The sequence below is a fragment of the Kitasatospora sp. NPDC058115 genome, from assembly GCF_042884635.1.
GTDB lineage: Bacteria > Actinomycetota > Actinomycetes > Streptomycetales > Streptomycetaceae > Kitasatospora.
The window spans coordinates 1-16,005 of the sequence record NZ_JBHVTL010000049.1; the positions used below are offsets into that span (position 1 = coordinate 1).

14 protein-coding genes are annotated in these 16,005 nt (G+C 74.6%); 5 read left to right on the forward strand and 9 right to left on the reverse strand.

Annotation, left to right across the window (positions count from 1 at the left end; all coding sequences use genetic code 11):
• Window positions 1-119 precede the first annotated feature (119 nt).
• The 6 genes from ACFVVL_RS33930 to ACFVVL_RS33955 all read right to left on the reverse strand — a co-directional run bounded on the left by ACFVVL_RS33930 (window position 120) and on the right by ACFVVL_RS33955 (window position 6,105).
• Window positions 120-488: a hypothetical protein gene (locus tag ACFVVL_RS33930; protein WP_387682148.1), complete on the reverse strand. Its 369-nt coding sequence runs from the start codon at window positions 486-488 to the stop codon at window positions 120-122.
• 82 nt (window positions 489-570) lie between these two features.
• Window positions 571-1,881 carry a DUF58 domain-containing protein gene (locus tag ACFVVL_RS33935; protein ID WP_387682151.1) on the reverse strand — a complete coding sequence of 437 codons (1,311 nt, stop codon included), beginning with the start codon at window positions 1,879-1,881 and terminating at the stop codon, window positions 571-573.
• 63 nt (window positions 1,882-1,944) lie between these two features.
• Window positions 1,945-2,874: an AAA family ATPase gene (locus ACFVVL_RS33940; protein WP_380292719.1), complete on the reverse strand. Its 930-nt coding sequence runs from the start codon at window positions 2,872-2,874 to the stop codon at window positions 1,945-1,947.
• Between the two features lie 134 nt (window positions 2,875-3,008).
• A complete protein-coding gene (locus ACFVVL_RS33945; protein ID WP_387682154.1) occupies window positions 3,009-4,232 on the reverse strand; it encodes a DUF4350 domain-containing protein in 1,224 nt (407 codons plus the stop codon).
• Window positions 4,229-4,900, reverse strand: a complete 672-nt coding sequence (locus tag ACFVVL_RS33950) for a DUF4129 domain-containing protein (RefSeq protein ID WP_387682157.1) — start codon at window positions 4,898-4,900, stop codon at window positions 4,229-4,231. Before ACFVVL_RS33950 ends, ACFVVL_RS33945 begins: the two co-directional genes overlap by 4 nt.
• 5 nt (window positions 4,901-4,905) lie before the next feature.
• Window positions 4,906-6,105: a hypothetical protein gene (locus tag ACFVVL_RS33955; RefSeq protein ID WP_380292683.1), complete on the reverse strand. Its 1,200-nt coding sequence runs from the start codon at window positions 6,103-6,105 to the stop codon at window positions 4,906-4,908.
• A 286-nt stretch (window positions 6,106-6,391) separates the two neighbouring features.
• Between ACFVVL_RS33955 and mtrA the strand changes: the two genes are divergently transcribed.
• The 3 genes from mtrA to ACFVVL_RS33970 are packed head-to-tail and all read left to right on the forward strand — an operon-like array spanning window position 6,392 to window position 11,097.
• Window positions 6,392-7,069, forward strand: coding sequence for an MtrAB system response regulator MtrA (gene mtrA / locus ACFVVL_RS33960; RefSeq protein WP_030061806.1), 678 nt, complete (start codon window positions 6,392-6,394; stop codon window positions 7,067-7,069).
• Window position 7,070: 1 nt separating this feature from the next.
• A complete protein-coding gene (gene mtrB, locus ACFVVL_RS33965) occupies window positions 7,071-9,212 on the forward strand; it encodes an MtrAB system histidine kinase MtrB (protein WP_387682162.1) in 2,142 nt (713 codons plus the stop codon).
• On the forward strand, window positions 9,187-11,097 hold the full coding sequence (locus ACFVVL_RS33970; RefSeq protein WP_387682165.1) for an LpqB family beta-propeller domain-containing protein: 1,911 nt from the start codon (window positions 9,187-9,189) through the stop codon (window positions 11,095-11,097). Before mtrB ends, ACFVVL_RS33970 begins: the two co-directional genes overlap by 26 nt.
• Window positions 11,098-11,148: 51 nt before the next feature.
• On the opposite strand, the gene ACFVVL_RS33975 is transcribed toward ACFVVL_RS33970, so the two are convergent.
• Window positions 11,149-11,916 carry a ComF family protein gene (locus ACFVVL_RS33975; protein WP_380292689.1) on the reverse strand — a complete coding sequence of 256 codons (768 nt, stop codon included), beginning with the start codon at window positions 11,914-11,916 and terminating at the stop codon, window positions 11,149-11,151.
• 365 nt (window positions 11,917-12,281) lie between these two features.
• Here ACFVVL_RS33975 and hpf point away from each other — a divergent pair, with 365 nt between their 5' ends.
• A complete protein-coding gene (gene hpf / locus ACFVVL_RS33980) occupies window positions 12,282-12,974 on the forward strand; it encodes a ribosome hibernation-promoting factor, HPF/YfiA family (RefSeq protein WP_380292691.1) in 693 nt (230 codons plus the stop codon).
• 196 nt (window positions 12,975-13,170) lie between these two features.
• On the forward strand, window positions 13,171-13,929 hold the full coding sequence (locus tag ACFVVL_RS33985; RefSeq protein WP_380292693.1) for a response regulator: 759 nt from the start codon (window positions 13,171-13,173) through the stop codon (window positions 13,927-13,929).
• Window positions 13,930-13,966: 37 nt separating this feature from the next.
• Here ACFVVL_RS33985 and ACFVVL_RS33990 read toward each other — a convergent pair whose 3' ends face one another.
• Together ACFVVL_RS33990 and ACFVVL_RS33995 are read right to left on the reverse strand one after the other, a co-directional pair.
• Window positions 13,967-15,184, reverse strand: coding sequence for a winged helix-turn-helix domain-containing protein (locus tag ACFVVL_RS33990; RefSeq protein ID WP_387682170.1), 1,218 nt, complete (start codon window positions 15,182-15,184; stop codon window positions 13,967-13,969).
• A gap of 101 nt (window positions 15,185-15,285) precedes the next feature.
• Complete coding sequence (locus ACFVVL_RS33995) at window positions 15,286-15,870, reverse strand: GNAT family N-acetyltransferase (RefSeq protein WP_380292697.1); 585 nt, start codon at window positions 15,868-15,870, stop codon at window positions 15,286-15,288.
• Window positions 15,871-16,005 lie beyond the last annotated feature (135 nt).

Here is a 16,005-nt window from a genome sequence, read left to right on the forward strand (position 1 = left end):
GGAAGCTAAGCCTCACAGCGCCGATGGTACTGCAGGGGGGACCCTGTGGGAGAGTAGGACGCCGCCGAACAAATTTTGAGAAGAACCCCCGCCGGAATTCCGGCGGGGGTTCTTTGCGTTCACCACACGTCGAGCTCACCGTCGCGCATGCCGGGAAAGGCATAGCCCTCGTCCTCGCTCCACGGGACATCGAGGTCGTCCATGTGCACGTGCCATTCCGTTCCGGGCAGAGCCCGGCGCAAGGCGCTCAAGGCGTTCAGCACCTCGGTCAACGCCGGCAGCAGACGGCTGGGGTCGCTCGGCAGCTTCGTGGCGCCGGACACGAGCTCCTCCGGCTCGTCCTCGTCGTAGTCGTACGGGGTGACGCCCTCCTCGTCGGAGAAGGGGAACTCAGCGGCGTGGGCGGCGAGAACGTGCTCGACGGAGGCCGTCTCGGCCTCGGTCAGCGGGTTGGCGCGGCGTGCGGAGTAGTAGATGGAGACGCTCATGGACAGCGAGCGTACTGAGAGGGTGTGACAGCGCCGCCGGCTCCTGTCCGGCGGGGGTCACGGCAGAGCCCTGAAGGGCGGCTCAGAGGCGGCCGGCGGCCTTGAGGGCGAGGTAGGTGTCGGCGAGGGCGGGAGCGACCGAGGAGGGCGGGGCGTCGATGACCGTGAGGCCGGCGCGGGTGAGGCGGTCGGCGGTGCGGCGGCGGTCGGCGCGGGTCTGCTCGGCGGCCGCGGCGCCGTAGACGGCCTCGACGGTGCCGCGGCCGGCGGCGAGTTCGTCGAGGTGGGGGTCCGAGACGGAGGCGAGGACGACCTCGTGGCGCTTGGTGAGCAGCGGCAGCAGGGGGAGCAGGCCGTCCTCGGCCGGAGCCGCGTCGAGGCCGGTGAGCAGGACGATCAGCGAGCGGTGCGGCGCCATCTTGAGCGCGGTGGCGACCAGCGAGCGCATGTCGGTCTCGTAGAGCGCGGGCTCCAGGACGGCCATCGCGTTGGTGAAGGCCGGGAGGATCTCGTTCGGGGAGCGGCCGGCCACCGAGACCCGCTTGCGCAGGTCGTGGGCCAGCAGGTCGACCCGGTCGCCGGCCTTGGTGGCGAGGGCGGTGAGCAGGAGCGCGGCGTCGAGGGAGGCGTCGAGGCGGGGGGCGTCGCCGACCCGGCCGGCGGAGGTGCGGCCGGTGTCGAGGACGACGAGGATGTGCCGGTCGCGCTCGGGGCGCCAGGTGCGGACGGCGACGGTGTGGCGGCGGGCGCTGGCCCGCCAGTCGATGGAGCGGACGTCGTCGCCGGGCAGGTACTCCCGCAGCGAGTCGAACTCGGTGCCCTGGCCGCGGGTCAGGACGGAGGTCCGGCCGTCGAGTTCGCGCAGCCGGGCGAGCCGGGACGGCAGGTGCTTGCGGCTGGCGAACGGCGGCAGCGCGCGGACGCTCCAGGGGACGAGGTGCGAGCCCTGACGGCCGGCCAGGCCGAGCGGGCCGAGCGAACGGACGGTCACCTTGTGGGCGTGGTGGTCCCCGCGACGGGTGGGGGTGAGGACGGTGGTGACGCGGCGTCGCTCGTGCCCGGGCACCCGCAGGGTGTGCCGGGAGGCGGCGGTCCCGGTGCCGGGCCGCCAGGCGGACGGGGCCCAGGCGTCGCGGATCCGGGCGCGCAGGGACCGTCCGGCCGGGTTGGTGACGGTCAGTTCGACGGCGGCGCTCTCGCCGAGGCGGACCGTGGTGTCGCCGCCCCGGGTGATCCGCAGGCTGCGGACGGGGGCGGCGAGCACCAGGTCGACGACGACGCCGAGCAGGACCGCGCCGGTGACGGCGCCGATCCCGGCCCAGGAGGGCAGCAGCAGGCCCGTGACGAGGGCGCCGAGCGCGGCGAGCAGGGCGGTTCGCCCGGTGAGGGCCATGCGGTGCGTTCCTTCGTCGGGGCCGGGGGTGGGCCGGCCGGAGGGGCGAGCGGGCGGGCCGGCTCAGCGCGGGGCGGGCGTCTGGGCGAGCACCGCCTGGATGACGGAGTCGGCGGTGACGCCCTCCATCTCGGCCTCGGCGCGCAGCGCGACGCGGTGGCGCAGGGTGGGCAGCGCGAGCGCCTTGACGTCGTCGGGGGTGACGTAGTCGCGCCCGGCCAGCCAGGCCCAGGCGCGGGAGGCACCGAGCAGCGCGGTGGCGCCGCGCGGGGAGACGCCGATGGAGAGCGAGGGCGACTGCCGGGTGGCCCGGCAGAGGTCGACGATGTAGGCGAGGATCTCGGGCGAGACGGTCAGCCGGGCGATCTGCTCGCGGGCGGCGGTGATGTGCTCGGGCCCGGCGACCGGGCGGACGCCGGCGGCGGCGAGGTCGCGCGGGTCGAAGCCGGCGGCGTGCCGGGCGAGGACCTGGAACTCCTGGTCGCGGTCGGGCAGCGGCAGGATCAGCTTCAGCAGGAAGCGGTCGAGCTGGGCCTCGGGCAGCGGGTAGGTGCCCTCGTACTCGACCGGGTTCTGCGTCGCGGCGACCAGGAACGGCGCCGGCAGGGCGCGCGGTTCGCCGTCGACGGTGACCTGCCGTTCCTCCATGGCCTCCAGCAGGGCGGCCTGGGTCTTCGGCGGGGTGCGGTTGATCTCGTCGGCCAGCAGCAGGTTGGTGAAGACCGGGCCGGGCTGGAAGGAGAACTCGGCGGTGCGGGCGTCGTAGACCAGCGAACCGGTGACGTCGCCGGGCATCAGGTCGGGGGTGAACTGGATGCGCTTGGTCTCCAGGCTGAGCGCGGTGGACAGGGTGCGGATCAGCAGGGTCTTGGCGACGCCGGGGACGCCTTCGAGCAGCACGTGGCCGCCGCAGAGCAGGGCGACGACCAGGCCGGTGACGGCGGCGTCCTGGCCGACGACGGCCTTGGCGATCTCGGCGCGCAGCGCGGTCAGCGCCTCGCGGGGGTCGCCGAGCCGCGGGTCACCGGACGCGGTGCCGCCGGACGCGGTGCCGCCGGGGACGGTGGTGCCGGGGGTGGCGGGTGCCGTGCCGGGAGTGATGCGGAGCTGGGTGGTGGCCTTCTCGGTCACGGCTTCCGTACCTGCCTTTCGAGGGCGTCGAGGTCGTCGGCGAGCCGCAGCAGCGCGGCGTCGTCGGTCGGGGGCGGGCCGTACAGCAGGGCCCGTACGTCCCCGGCGGACCGCTCGGGGAGACGGTCGGCGACGGCCGCGCAGAGGGCGGTGGGGTCGGGCGCGTCGGCCACGGGCGGCACGCCCAGGGCCGGGGCGATGCGGTGCGCGGCGGCGCGGCGCAGGGCGTCGGCGGCGCGGCCGCGGGCCCTGGCGCGGCGGTAGAGGCGGGCGCGGCCCTCGGTGGTCTCGGAGGCGCGGACCACCACGGGCAGGTTCTCGCCGACGACCGGGCCGAGACGGCGGGCGCGCCAGAGCGCGGCGAGCACGACGGCGACGGCGAGCTGGTAGCCGGCCCAGGTCCAGCCCTCGGGGACGAAGTCCCGGAAGCTCTTCCGCCCGCCCTCGGCGACCGGGGCGGTGTAGTCGGGCAGGTGCCAGGTGAGCTGCGGCTGGGCGCCGAGCAGTCCGAGCCCGAGGGCGGCGTTGCCGTCCTTCTTGAGCAGTTCGTTGGTGAGGAACTCGCCGCTGCCGAGGACCACGACGTCGGTGGCGCGGCCGATCGGGACGGAGACCAGGGGGTAGCCGTGGCCGCGCGGGTAGCAGCCCTCGCCGCGGCTGCCGGAGGTGTAGAGCAGGCCGCCGACGTGGGCGCTGCCGGCCCGGACCGCCTCGGGCAGGGAGCAGCCGGGGTCGGTGCTGTGGACGCGGGCGTAGGGGACGCCGCCGTTCTCGTCGGACATGCGGACGCCGGGGGCGAGCGCGCTGAGGGCGGCGGGGCCGGGGGAGACGAGGACCAGCCGGGCGTGCCGGGCGGCGGCGACGGCGGCCAGCTGTTCGGGGCCGAGCAGGTCGGGTTCGGGCAGGACGAGGGTGTCGGCGCCGGCGGGGCGGCCGGTGGGGTCGGGGGTGATGTCGACCTTGAGGCCCTGGCGTTCGAGCAGTGCGACCACGGCGTGGCTGCCGGTGGGCTCGTAGGAGCGCGGGTCCATCGGCGGGTACTGGCGCTCGTCGTTGGCGGCGGCGAGGACGACGGCGGCGAGCAGGGCGAGGACGAGGACGAGCAGGTACCAGCGGGCGCGTCGCCACAGACCGCGGCCGGTGGGGGCGAGGCTGGTGGCGGCCGGGGCAGGCGCGGCGGCGGGCGGCGCCGTCGGCGGGGCGGGGGTGGCACTGGTCATGCGGCTCCTCCGGCGGCCGGGGCGAGGACCGGGCGGGTGCGTTCGAGGGCCCGGTCGAGGTCGCGCAGCAGCTGGTAGGCGGCCTGGTCGGCGGTGCGCTCGCCGTAGGCGATGTCGTCGAACGCGCGGGCGGCCGAGGCGAGGGCGGCGGCGTGCCCGGGCAGCGCGCGGCCGGCCTCGGCGGCGGCCTCGTCGGCGGTGCGGCCGGGGCGGGGGTCGAGCAGGGTGCGTTCCTCCAGGCCGCGGACCAGGGCGCGCATCTGCTCGCGGACGGCCTCCGCCCACCGGCCGGCGGCGGCGTGCCCTTCGGCGTCGGTGCGGTGTTCGGCGGCGCTGCGCGGGCCGGTGCCGCCGAACACGCCGAGGTCGGTGCGGGCGGCCCGGCGGGGCGCGCCGAGGCGCCACCAGAGGGCGGCGCCGATCACCACGGCGACCACCAGGAAGAGGATCAGGCCGGTGGTGCCGCTGGTGCCGCCGCCGGCGAGCGCGCCGAGCGCGTCGTCGAGGCGTTCCATGATCCAGTCGAAGACCCGCTGCTGGATGCTCGGGTCGTGGCGGTGGTAGTCGGCGTTGACCAGTTCGTCGCGCGCCGCGTCACGGGCCGCGTCGCGCGGGGTCGTGACCGGGGCCCCGCCCGCGAGCACGACGATCTCCCCCCAGGCCGGCACCGGGCTCAGAACCTTGCCGGGGCGGGGCCGGCCTGGTCGCCCCAGCCGGTGCCGCCGTACTCGGGCAGGCCGGCGGCGCGGGCGAGCTCGATGTCGAGGGCCTCGCGGCGGATCCGCTGGTCGACGTAGAGCAGCACGCCGATGGTGGAGGTGAAGGGGAGCGTGACGGTGGAGGAGAGGATGCCGCCGATGGCGAGGGTGACCAGCATGGCGGTCGGCATGGTGGCGCTGTCGCCGGCGTCGATCTGGCTGGTGAGGTCGCCCCAGCCGAGCACCATGCCGGCGACCGTGAACGGCGTGCTGATCACGCTGGCGACGATCCAGGAGATGACCAGGCTGAGCAGGGTGATGCCGAAGATCCGCCACCAGGAGCGGCGGACCAGGCGGCGGGAGCGGGAGAGGGCGGCGATGACGCCCTGCTTCTCCAGCATGAGCGCGGGCGCGGCCAGGCTGAGCTGGATCCCGAGCCAGACGACGACGGGCAGGCTGAGCAGGCCCACGACGACGAGCAGGAAGGTGATGCCCGGTTCCTCGGCCCCGGCCACGGCGTAGCCGATCAGCGGGGCGCAGGCCAGCAGGACGATGCCGCCGAGGATCAGGCCGTTCAGCACGGTGAGGCCGACGAGCTGGAGCATCCGGGGCCGGGCGTCGCGCCAGGCCTCCCGGAGCGTGACGGACTGCCCGAGGATGGCGCGGCTGACCACCATGGTCAGCAGGGCGGAGGCGATCACGCCGAGCAGCCAGGCGAGCGGCATGCTGACCAGGGAGCTCAGCACCGGGGTGAGCTCGCCGGTGTCGCCCTGGACGGCGAGCTGGGCCCCGAGCGCGACGCCCTGCTGGACGACGGCGACGCCGAAGGAGAGGCCGAGGGCGACCCGCCAGTGCTTGCGGACGGTGGAGACGGCGCCGTCGAGGATCTCGCCGAGGCCGAGCGGGCGCAGCGGGATGACGCCGGGCTTGGGGCTGGGCGGCGCTCCCCAGCCGTAGGGCCCGCCGGGCGCCCCGTAGGCGGGCTGCGGCCCGTACGGCGGCTGCTGCCCGTAGGGGGGCTGCGGGGCGCCGGGGGCGGTGCCCCAGGCGGGCGGGGCGTCGTGGGGCGGTGCCGACTGGCCGGGCACGGCGGAGGGTGCGTCGGCCGGGGGCCGGGCACCGTCGCGGGGCGGCTCGGGCGAGCCGGGCGAGGCCCAGCCCGGAGTGTCGGTCATCACTGCTCCTCGGAGGGCGTCAGGGTTCGCGGCGCCGGGTGGATCTTCACCTGGGCGCAGCGCCCATCGTGCCATGGTGGTCGGACGCGCCCCAGGGGGAGCCGGTTGCTGAACGGCAACGGCCGCTGCGGGGACGGCCGGTGGGCTCCGAGGGGGGCTCCGGAGGTGGTTGGGGCCGGACCTTTCGCCCGGTATGGCCGGAATTCGCCGGGCCGCCAGTTGGCCGTTCTGGAGCAAAGGGACTGCTGTGCGGCAGGTCACAATCCGGTAATGAGAGGATGGAGCCATGAAGGGACGCGTCCTCGTCGTTGATGACGACTCCGCACTGGCCGAGATGCTCGGCATCGTGCTGCGTGGTGAGGGTTTTGAGCCGTTTTTCGTCGCCGACGGGGACAAGGCGCTAGCCGCGTTCCGGGAGACCAAGCCCGACCTGGTGCTGCTCGACCTGATGCTGCCCGGCCGGGACGGCATCGACGTCTGCCGGCAGATCCGGGCGGAGTCCGGGATCCCGATCGTCATGCTGACCGCCAAGACCGACACGGTGGACGTCGTGGTGGGTCTGGAGTCGGGCGCCGACGACTACGTGACCAAGCCGTTCAAGCCCAAGGAACTGGTGGCCCGGGTGCGTGCGCGGCTGCGCCGTGCCGAGGAGCCGACGCCGGAGCAGCTGACCATCGGCGATCTGGTGATCGACGTGGCCGGCCACTCGGTGAAGCGGGACGGCCGGGGCATCCCGCTGACCCCGCTGGAGTTCGACCTGCTGGTCGCGCTGGCCCGCAAGCCCTGGCAGGTGTTCACCCGCGAGGTGCTGCTGGAGCAGGTCTGGGGCTACCGGCACGCGGCGGACACCCGGCTGGTGAACGTCCACGTGCAGCGTCTGCGCTCCAAGATCGAGAAGGACCCGGAGCGCCCCGAGATCGTGGTGACCGTCCGCGGCGTCGGCTACAAGGCCGGGCCCAGCTGACGTGAGCGACCAGTCCGACGAGACCCCGGCGGGTGCCGCGACCGACGGGGGCGGCTCCGCCGTGCGCGGAGACGTGCTGAGTTCGACCTCGACCGTCCGCAGCCGCCGGCGGCGCGGGCCGGCGGCGCTGTTCGCGCTGGTGAGCCGTCAGCTGCGGCGCCCCGTGCACCGGGTGGCGGCGCTGTACCGGCGGTCGATCCAGCTGCGGGTGGTGGCGGCGACGCTGCTGCTGTCGGTCCTGGTGGTGCTGGTGCTGGGGGTCGTCGTGGTGGCGCAGGTGCGCACCGGGCTGCTGGACACCAAGCGGGCCGCGGCGCGCGACCAGGCGATCGCGGGCTTCCAGACCGAGCTCAACAAGATCGACGAGGCGAGGGACCTGCGGCTGCGGGGCGGCGCGGCCGCGGACCTGACCGCGGAGGAGCCCGGCACCTGGCTGCTGCGGCAGGTCGGCGAACTGGCGGCCAGCGGGCAGAACGTCTTCTCGGTGATCGCGATGCTGCCGGGCGGTCAGCCGGTGCAGCCGGGCCGCACCAGCTTCGGTCCGCGCTACTCGGGCGACATCTCGCCGGACAGCGTCCCGGCCGCGCTGCGGACGAAGGTCGCGCAGGAGGCCGGCCAGACCTTCAGCCAGCCCACCCGGATCCAGCGCTCGGAGAGCGGGAAGACCGAGCCCGGCCTGGTCTTCGGCCAGCAGTTCTTCGGCCCGGACGGCACCAGCTACCAGCTGTACTACGTCTTCTCCTTCGCCCAGGAGACCAAGACCCTCAATCTGATCACCGGCACCCTGGCGACCGCCGGCGTGTTCGTGGTGATCATGATGGGCGGCATCGCCTGGCTGGTGGTGCGCCAGGTGGTGACCCCGGTCCGGATGGCCGCCGGGATCTCCGAGCGGCTGGCCGCCGGGCACCTGGAGGAGCGGATGAAGGTCACCGGCACGGACGACATCGCCAGGCTCGGCGAATCGTTCAACCGGATGGCCAACGCGCTGCAGGCGCAGATCCGCCAGCTGGAGGAGCTGTCCCGGGTGCAGCGGCGCTTCGTCTCGGACGTCTCGCACGAGCTGCGCACCCCGCTGACCACCGTCCGGATGGCCGCCGACCTCATCTACGACAGCCGCGAGGACCTGGACCCGATGGCGGCCCGCTCCGCCGAGCTGCTCCAGGGGCAGCTGGACCGGTTCGAGTCGCTGCTCGCCGACCTGCTGGAGATCAGCCGCTTCGACGCGGGCGCGGCCGTGCTGGACGCCGAGCCGGTGGACCTGCGCGAGATCGTCGGCCGGGTGGTCGAGGCCGCCGACCCGCTGGCCCGGGCCAAGGGCAGCGCGGTGGTGATCCGCGGCGACGGCGAGCCGGTGGTGGCCGAGGTCGACTCCCGGCGCATCGAGCGCATCCTGCGCAACCTGGTGGTCAACGCGCTGGAGCACGGTGAGGGCCGCGACGTCGTGGTCCGGCTGGGCTCGCAGGACGGCGCGGTCGCGGTCGGCGTGCGCGACTACGGCATCGGCCTCAAGCCGGGCGAGGCGTCCCGGGTGTTCCACCGCTTCTGGCGGGCCGACCCGTCCCGGGTGCGGACCACCGGCGGCACCGGTCTGGGCCTGTCCATCGCGGTCGAGGACGCCCATCTGCACGGCGGCTGGCTCCAGGCCTGGGGCGAGCCCGGCGGCGGCTCGCACTTCCGGCTCACCCTGCCGCGCACCCGCGGCGGCGAGATCAGCCGGGCGCCGTTCCGGCTGGAGCCGGAGGACTCGCGCAACAACCGGGGTCTCGGCACGTACGGGACGCCGTACCGGCGGGCGATCCGCCCGTCCGGCTCGACCGCGCTGGCCGCGGCCGAGGAGACCGGGGTCCCGGAGACCCCGGAGGCCTCCGGCAGCGGGTTCGGCAGCGGCCTCGGCGGTGTGCTGAGCATCGGCCCGGGTCTCGGCCGGCGCCCGCCGGAGGGCCCGCGGTCCGACCCGTCGGACGTGCGGCCGGCCGGTTCCGGGTACGGTGCCACCGGCGCGCAGGTCATGGTGGACACCGCGCCGGGCCGGCCGTCGGTGGCGCAGCGGACCGCGGGGCCGGACGGTGCCGCCGGGGCGGACGGCACGGGTGGAACGGACACGGAGGGGTCGCAGGGTGCGAAGGACCAGCGGCAGGACTGAGCCGCGGCTGGCCGGGGTGGTCGGTGCCCTGCTGGGCACCCTGCTGGCCGGCGGCTGCGCGGCGATGCCGGATTCCGGGGGCGTCACCAAGATCGAGCTGTCCAAGAGCTCGGCGGACAAGAACTTCCAGGTCAGGGTCTTCCCGGTGGAGCCGACCAAGGGCGCCAGGCCGCAGGAGCTGCTGGCCGGGTTCCTGGACGCGCTGACCGCCGACGACGACTACGGCACGGCCCGCAAGTACCTGACGCCGACCGCGGCGGCGCACTGGAACGCGGAGACGGGCGTCAAGGTGCTCGGCGGCACGCCGACCCGGCCCGACGTGGACGTGACCGATTCCGACATGGACATCTCGATCCCGCTCCTCGGGCAGTTGGTGGCCGAGGTGGACGAGCGCCACTCGTTCAGGACCGAGGCGCCGCGCGACCTGCGCATCGACTTCTCCTTCGTGCGGGAGAAGGCCGGCGGTGAGTGGCGGATCGACAAGCTGCCCGACGGGCTGATCCTCAACGAGGCCAACTTCCGCAACAGCTACCGCCAGGTCCACCGGTTCTTCTACGCGGCACCGGACCCCTCTGCGGCGTCCGTCGGGTCGGTGACCAACCAGGACGTGCTGATCGCCGACCCGATCTACCTGCGGCGCCGAATAGACCCGCTGGGCTCCGCCGCCAACGCGGTGGTCGCCGGCCCCTCGAAGTGGCTCGCCCCGGTGGCCCGCTCCGCCTTCCCGGACGGCGCGAAGGTGCACACGGTGACCCTGGACGGCAACCAGACCGGGCACGTGACGGTCGCCGACGTCGACCTGGGCAGCCTCACCGCCTGCCGGCGGATGGCCACCCAGCTCCTCTACACCCTGGCCGACCAGGGGACCGGGCAGATCAACCAGCTGGAGCTCAAGGGCGCGCACGGCGGCCCGACCTGTCAGGCGAGCCGCGGCGACGAGCCCATGACCGGGCCCGGCTCGCTGGCCGGGCAGATGGCGACCCGGCAGTTCTACCAGCGGGAGGACGACGGCGCCCTGTACGAGTCGCGCGGCAGTGACGGCGACGGCGTGCCGGTGCAGGGTCCGCTGGGCCGTGCGCAGCCGTCCGGCCGGCGGCTGGGCACGATCGCGGTGGCCCGGGACGGCGAGCACGCCGCGGCGATCAGCGGGGACGGCCACCAGCTCTTCACGGTGCCGTTCACGGACGGCGTGGGCACGATGCCGCCGCCGGTGCTGACCACCCCGGCCCGCCCCGGGGCGAAGGTGGAGGACGGACTGGCCTCGCCGACCTGGGACGGGCGCGGCGACCTCTACGTGGTGGACCGCGATCCGCAGAGCCCGAAGGTGCTGCTGATCCGCGGACAGAAGGTCGTCGAGGTGCCGGTGGAGCGGCTGGACGGCCGCTCGGTGCAGGGCATCAAGGTCTCCTCGGACGGCGTCCGGGTGGCCCTGCTGCTCAAGGACGGCAAGGACGGCAAGGACGGCAAGGGGTACTCGCTCTGGCTGGGGCTGCTCGTCCACGAGGGCAGCAAGGACGCCCCGAGCGCGAAGATCACCGGTCTGCGGCTGGCCAACCCGGCCTTCGAGGAGGTGGTCTCGGTCTCCTGGGCGGAGGCCGACCAGCTGCTGGTGCTGGGCAAGGAGAAGGACAAGCTGCAGCAGCTGCACTACGTCAGCACGGACGGTTCCCCGAACCCCGACGCGCGGCTGCCCGGCGGCGGCGAGATGACCACGGTCGCCGCGTCGGAGTACCAGGCGAACGGCGCCGGGAACGGCGGAACGCCGCTGGTGCCTCCGGTGCTGGCGCTGCAGGGCGCGCAGGGCAAGCCGTACCGGCTGGTCAACAACCAGTGGCGGGAGCTGGGGCTGCTGTACCGGGTCTCCTCGTTCATCTACCCGGGCTGACCGGCCGCCCCGGCCGGGACCGGCGGGGCTGTCCGGCTCCGGCCGGCCACGTCACCAGGGCCGGTCGTCGCCGTCCGGCCCGTCCGGGTGGCTGCCCGGGCGCCGCTCCGTGCCGGCCGCCGCGACGGTGGCGGCCGCGCCGGGCGGCAGTCCGGCCGCCGACAGCGCCCGGGCCGCCTCGGCCAGGCTCGCTCCGGTGGTCACCAGGTCGTCCACCAGGACCGTGCGGAGCCCGGCGGGCCGGCGGTGCGCGAGCGGCCGCACGGTGAGCGCGCCGTGCAGGTTGCGGCGGCGCTCGGCGGCCGGCAGCCCGGCCTGGTCGGCGACCGGGCGGGTGTGGCGCAGCAGCGCCGCGACACGGACGTCCAGGCCCTCCCGGCGCAGCGCGCGGGCGGCCGCGTTGGCCAGCCGCAGGGTCGGGTCGTGGCCCCGGGCGCGGACGGCCGCGCGGGCCGAGGGCACCGGGACGAGCAGCAGCGGGGCCCGTCCGGCCTGCGGGCCGACCGCGGAGCGCACCGCCCGGGCGAGGGCCTCGCCGAGCGGGCCGGCCAGCCGCAGCGCGCCGCGTTCCTTGTGGGCGAGCAGCAGCCGGCGGACCGGGCCGTCGTACGGCGCGGCGGCGTGCGCCCAGGGCAGGGCGGCGGAGGGCGCGGGCAGGTCGGCGGCGAGGGCGTCCCGGCAGTCCGGGCAGAGCTGGCCGCCGGTGGCGCCGCAGCCCGCGCAGGGCGCCGGGAGCAGCACGTCGAGCAGACCGGCCAGGGCGTGGGCGAACGGCCCGTGGTCGGACGGCGGTCGGGGCGGTGCGGAGGGCGGCGGCACTGCTGCTCCTTCCGGCTCAGGAACGGAGAGTGAGCAAAGAATGCGCCGTACGGGGGGTGTTGTCCAGGTATTTACCTGTGTTTCACTCACAGGAGGGTAGACGGGGTGCGACGGCTTGACGGGTTGCCCCATTCGTCCGTCATACCCGAACTCTCCGCTGGGGAGGCGAAAACTCCGTGTGAGGTGTTCGATGAGCCCCAGGGGGTTTCAACCGTCCCTGGTGGGGAGGAAGTGAGGTGAGGGCCAGTCGTTCCCGCCGTTGCCGGCGGGAGGGAGGGCCGGCGGAAGGATTGGCTGGTCCGGCTGGTCTCAGCCCGGTCCGGTAGCACCCGGACCGGCGACAGAACGAGGGATCGGAGTTCTGCGTGGACATCGTTGTCAAGGGCCGTAAGACCGAGGTGCCCAAGAGGTTCCGGGATCACGTGGCCGAGAAGCTGGAGAAGGTCCAGAAGTTCGACACCAAGGCGATCAGCCTCGATGTCGAGGTGTCCAAGGAACACAACCCGCGGCAGGCCGACCGGTCCGACCGCGTGGAGATCACTCTCCGTACCCGTGGTCCGGTGATCCGGGCCGAGGCCGCCGCCGCCGACCCCTACGCGGCACTCGACCTGGCCTCGGCGAAGCTCGACGCCCAGCTGCGCAAGTCCGCGGACCGGCGTCGGGTCCACAAGGGCGGCAACGGCCGCACCCCGATCAGCGTCGCCGAGGCGACCGCGGCCCTGGCCGCGCTGCCCGAGACGAAGCCGTCGGAGAGCGCGACCAACGGGGCCGTCCGCAAGACCATGATGGGATCCCTGGAAGTGGAGGGCGAGGGCCCGCTGGTGGTCCGGGAGAAGACGCACCCGGCCGCCCCGATGGCGCTCGACCAGGCGCTCTACGAGATGGAGCTGGTCGGCCACGACTTCTACCTCTTCGTGGAGAAGGACAGCGGCCTGCCGAGCGTCGTCTACCGCCGGCACGGTTACCACTACGGTGTGATCCACCTGAAGGCCGACGGCACGACCGTCGAGGGTGGTGGCGCCGGTGGTGCGATCGGTGCGGGTGACGACGAGGACTGACCGTCCGAGCAGCATGGGAGGGTGACCCCGGTGGCCGCGGCCGCCGGGGTCACCGGCGTTCCGGGGCCGGTCGGCGGCGGTGCCGGGCCGTCGCGCAGGTCACCCGATGCGGAGCGATCGGCGCCGGAGGGTGACCGGAGGGGGCTCCGGCCGTGGAATGATTGGCGCACGACGACCGGCGACGGGGGAGGAGCGGATGGGGGATCACTTCGGGCTGGGGCCCGGCACGGGGCCGGTCGCGGGGGTGTCGCCCGGCCCGGGGGCGGAGCCCGAGTACGCCCTCCGCCGCAGGGAGCCGATCCGCGTCCTGGTGGTGGACGACCACGCGCTGTTCCGCCGGGGCCTGGAGATCGTGCTGGCCGAGGAGGAGGACATCACGGTCGTCGGCGAGGCCGGGGACGGCGCGGAGGCGGTGCTCAAGGCCGCCGACCTGCTGCCGGACATCATCCTCATGGACGTCAGGATGCCGCGCCGCAGCGGGATCGAGGCCTGTACCGCGATCAAGGACGTCGCGCCCAGCACCAAGATCATCATGCTGACGATAAGCGACGAGGAGGCCGACCTCTACGAGGCGATCAAGGCGGGCGCCACCGGGTACCTGCTCAAGGAGATCTCCACCGACGAGGTCGCCACCGCGATCCGCGCGGTCGCCGACGGGCAGTCCCAGATCAGCCCGTCGATGGCCTCCAAGCTGCTCACCGAGTTCAAGTCGATGATCCAGCGCCGCTCCGACGAGCGGGAGTTGGTGCCCGCGCCGCGGCTGACCGACCGGGAGCTGGAGGTGCTGAAGCTGGTGGCCACCGGGATGAACAACCGGGAGATCGCCAAGGAGCTGTTCATCAGCGAGAACACCGTGAAGAACCACGTGCGCAACATCCTGGAGAAGCTCCAGCTGCACTCCAGGATGGAGGCCGTGGTGTACGCGATGCGGGAGAAGATCCTCGAAATAGGGTGACGGCGGGGCCGGTCGGGCCCCGCCGCGCCCCGGGTGCTCAGCCGAGCAGCTTCTCCAGTGCCGGACGGAGCGCCTCGTCGTGCAGCGTTCCGACCCGGACGGCGTCGCAGCCCACCCAGGAGGCCGCCTCGCGCAGCGCCCCGGCCAGCGCCTCCAGGTGGCGCGGCGAGTCCAGCGAGACCTGACGGGCCACCAGCGTGCGCCCCTCGCGGGCCGGATCGACCCGGCCGACCAGCTGCCCGCCGACCAGCAGCGGCATCGCGAAGTAGCCGTGCACCCGCTTGTGCCGGGGCGTGTAGGCCTCCAGCCGGTGGGTCATCCCGAAGATCCGCTCGGTGCGCGGGCGGTCCCAGATCAGTGAGTCGAACGGCGAGAGCAGGGTGGTGCGGTGGCGTCCGCGCGGCGGCGCGGCGAGGGCCGCCGGGTCGGCCCAGGCCGCGCCGGGGGAGCCGTCCGGGCCCCAGCCGGCCACCTGGACCGGGACCAGGCCGGAGTCGGGCAGCACCGCGTCCAACTGGTCGGCGCGCAGCCGGTGGTAGTCCAGCAGATCGGCCCTGGTCGCCACGCCGAGGGCCGCTCCGGACTGCGCGACCAGGGTGCGCAGGCACTCCTCGTCCGTCGGCTCGGCCGCGAACAGCTCGGCGGGCACGGCCTGTTCGGCCAGCGCGTAGACGCGCTTCCAGCTCCGCCGCTCGGTGCAGACCACGTCGCCGAAGGCCAGGGCCCGCTCCACCGCGATCTTGGTGTCGGACCAGTCCCACCACTCGGCGGTCTTCTTGGCGCCGCCCAACTCGGTGGAGGTGAGCGGGCCTTCGGCGCGCAGCCGGTCGAGCACGGTGCGGTACGTCGCGGCGTCGACCTGCTGGCCCCAGACATGGGCCCTGGCGCGGTAGCGCCGGCGCCGGAAGGCGAACAGCGGCCACTCCTCGACCGGCAGCACGCAGGCCGCGTGCGACCAGTACTCGAAGCTCGCGCCGGAGCTCCAGTACGCCGCCTCGACCGCCGGGCGGCCGACCGCGCCGAGCCGCGCGTACGGGACCAGTTCGTGCGAGCGGGCCAGCACCGAGATGGTGTCGAGCTGGACGGCGCCGAGCCGGCGCAGCACCCCGCGCACGCCGCCGCGGCGGTCCGGGGCGCCGAGCAGGCCCTGGGCGCGCAGGGCGATCCGGCGGGCGTCGTCGGCGCCGAGGACGGTCACCGGGGCGGGGGCTGCGGGACGCGGGCCGGAGGCCGGGCGCGAGGTAGAGGCGGTCATGCCGGCGAGCCTAGACGGGGGCACCGACAACGGGCCCCGGGCGTCCGGGGCCCGTCCGGGCGGCTGTTCGGCCGGTCCGGGGCCCGTCGGCGGGCCGCCGTTCAGTCCGTGAGGTCCTCGGCGAGCAGGGAGGCGATCCAGGTGTCGAGGAAGCGTCCGCGCTGCTCGGAGTAGGAGCGCAGGGTGCCCTCGAAGCGGAAGCCGACCCGCTCCGCCACCGCGCGGGAGCCCTCGTTGCCCACGTAGGCGAGCCACTCCAGCCGGCGCAGCCCGAGGTCGCGCAGGCCGTGGCGGGCCACCGCGGCGGCGGCCTCCGCGGTGTAGCCGCGGCCGCGGAACTCCTTGGTCGCCCACCAGCCGACCTCGGCGGCACCCGGCCGGCCGGGGCAGGCCGTGAGCCCCTGGCTGCCGACCAGCGCGCCGGACTCCCGCTCGAACACGGACCAGATCAGGTTGTCGCCGGTCCGCCAGCCGTTGGCGGCGAGATCGTGGACGAAGTACTCGGCGTCCTGGCGGCCGTACGGGACCGGGACGACGGTCCAGCGCTGGATCTCCTCGTCCTGGCAGGCGGCGAGGATCGCGTCGATGTCGCCCTCGCGCGGGGCGCGCAGGACCAGGCGGTCGGTGGTGAGGACGACGGGCTCCGCGGCTCCCGGTCCGTTCTGCTTCTCCTGCTGCTCTTCCATGGGCGGAGTATTCCGTACAGAGAGAAATCCGGGCATCCGATTAACGGACCGGCGCGTTCAACTGGCCGGACGGCCGTCCGCTTTGCCCCGGTGCGAGGGACTATCGTCGGAAGTGCTCGCGCGGGTGACACGGGA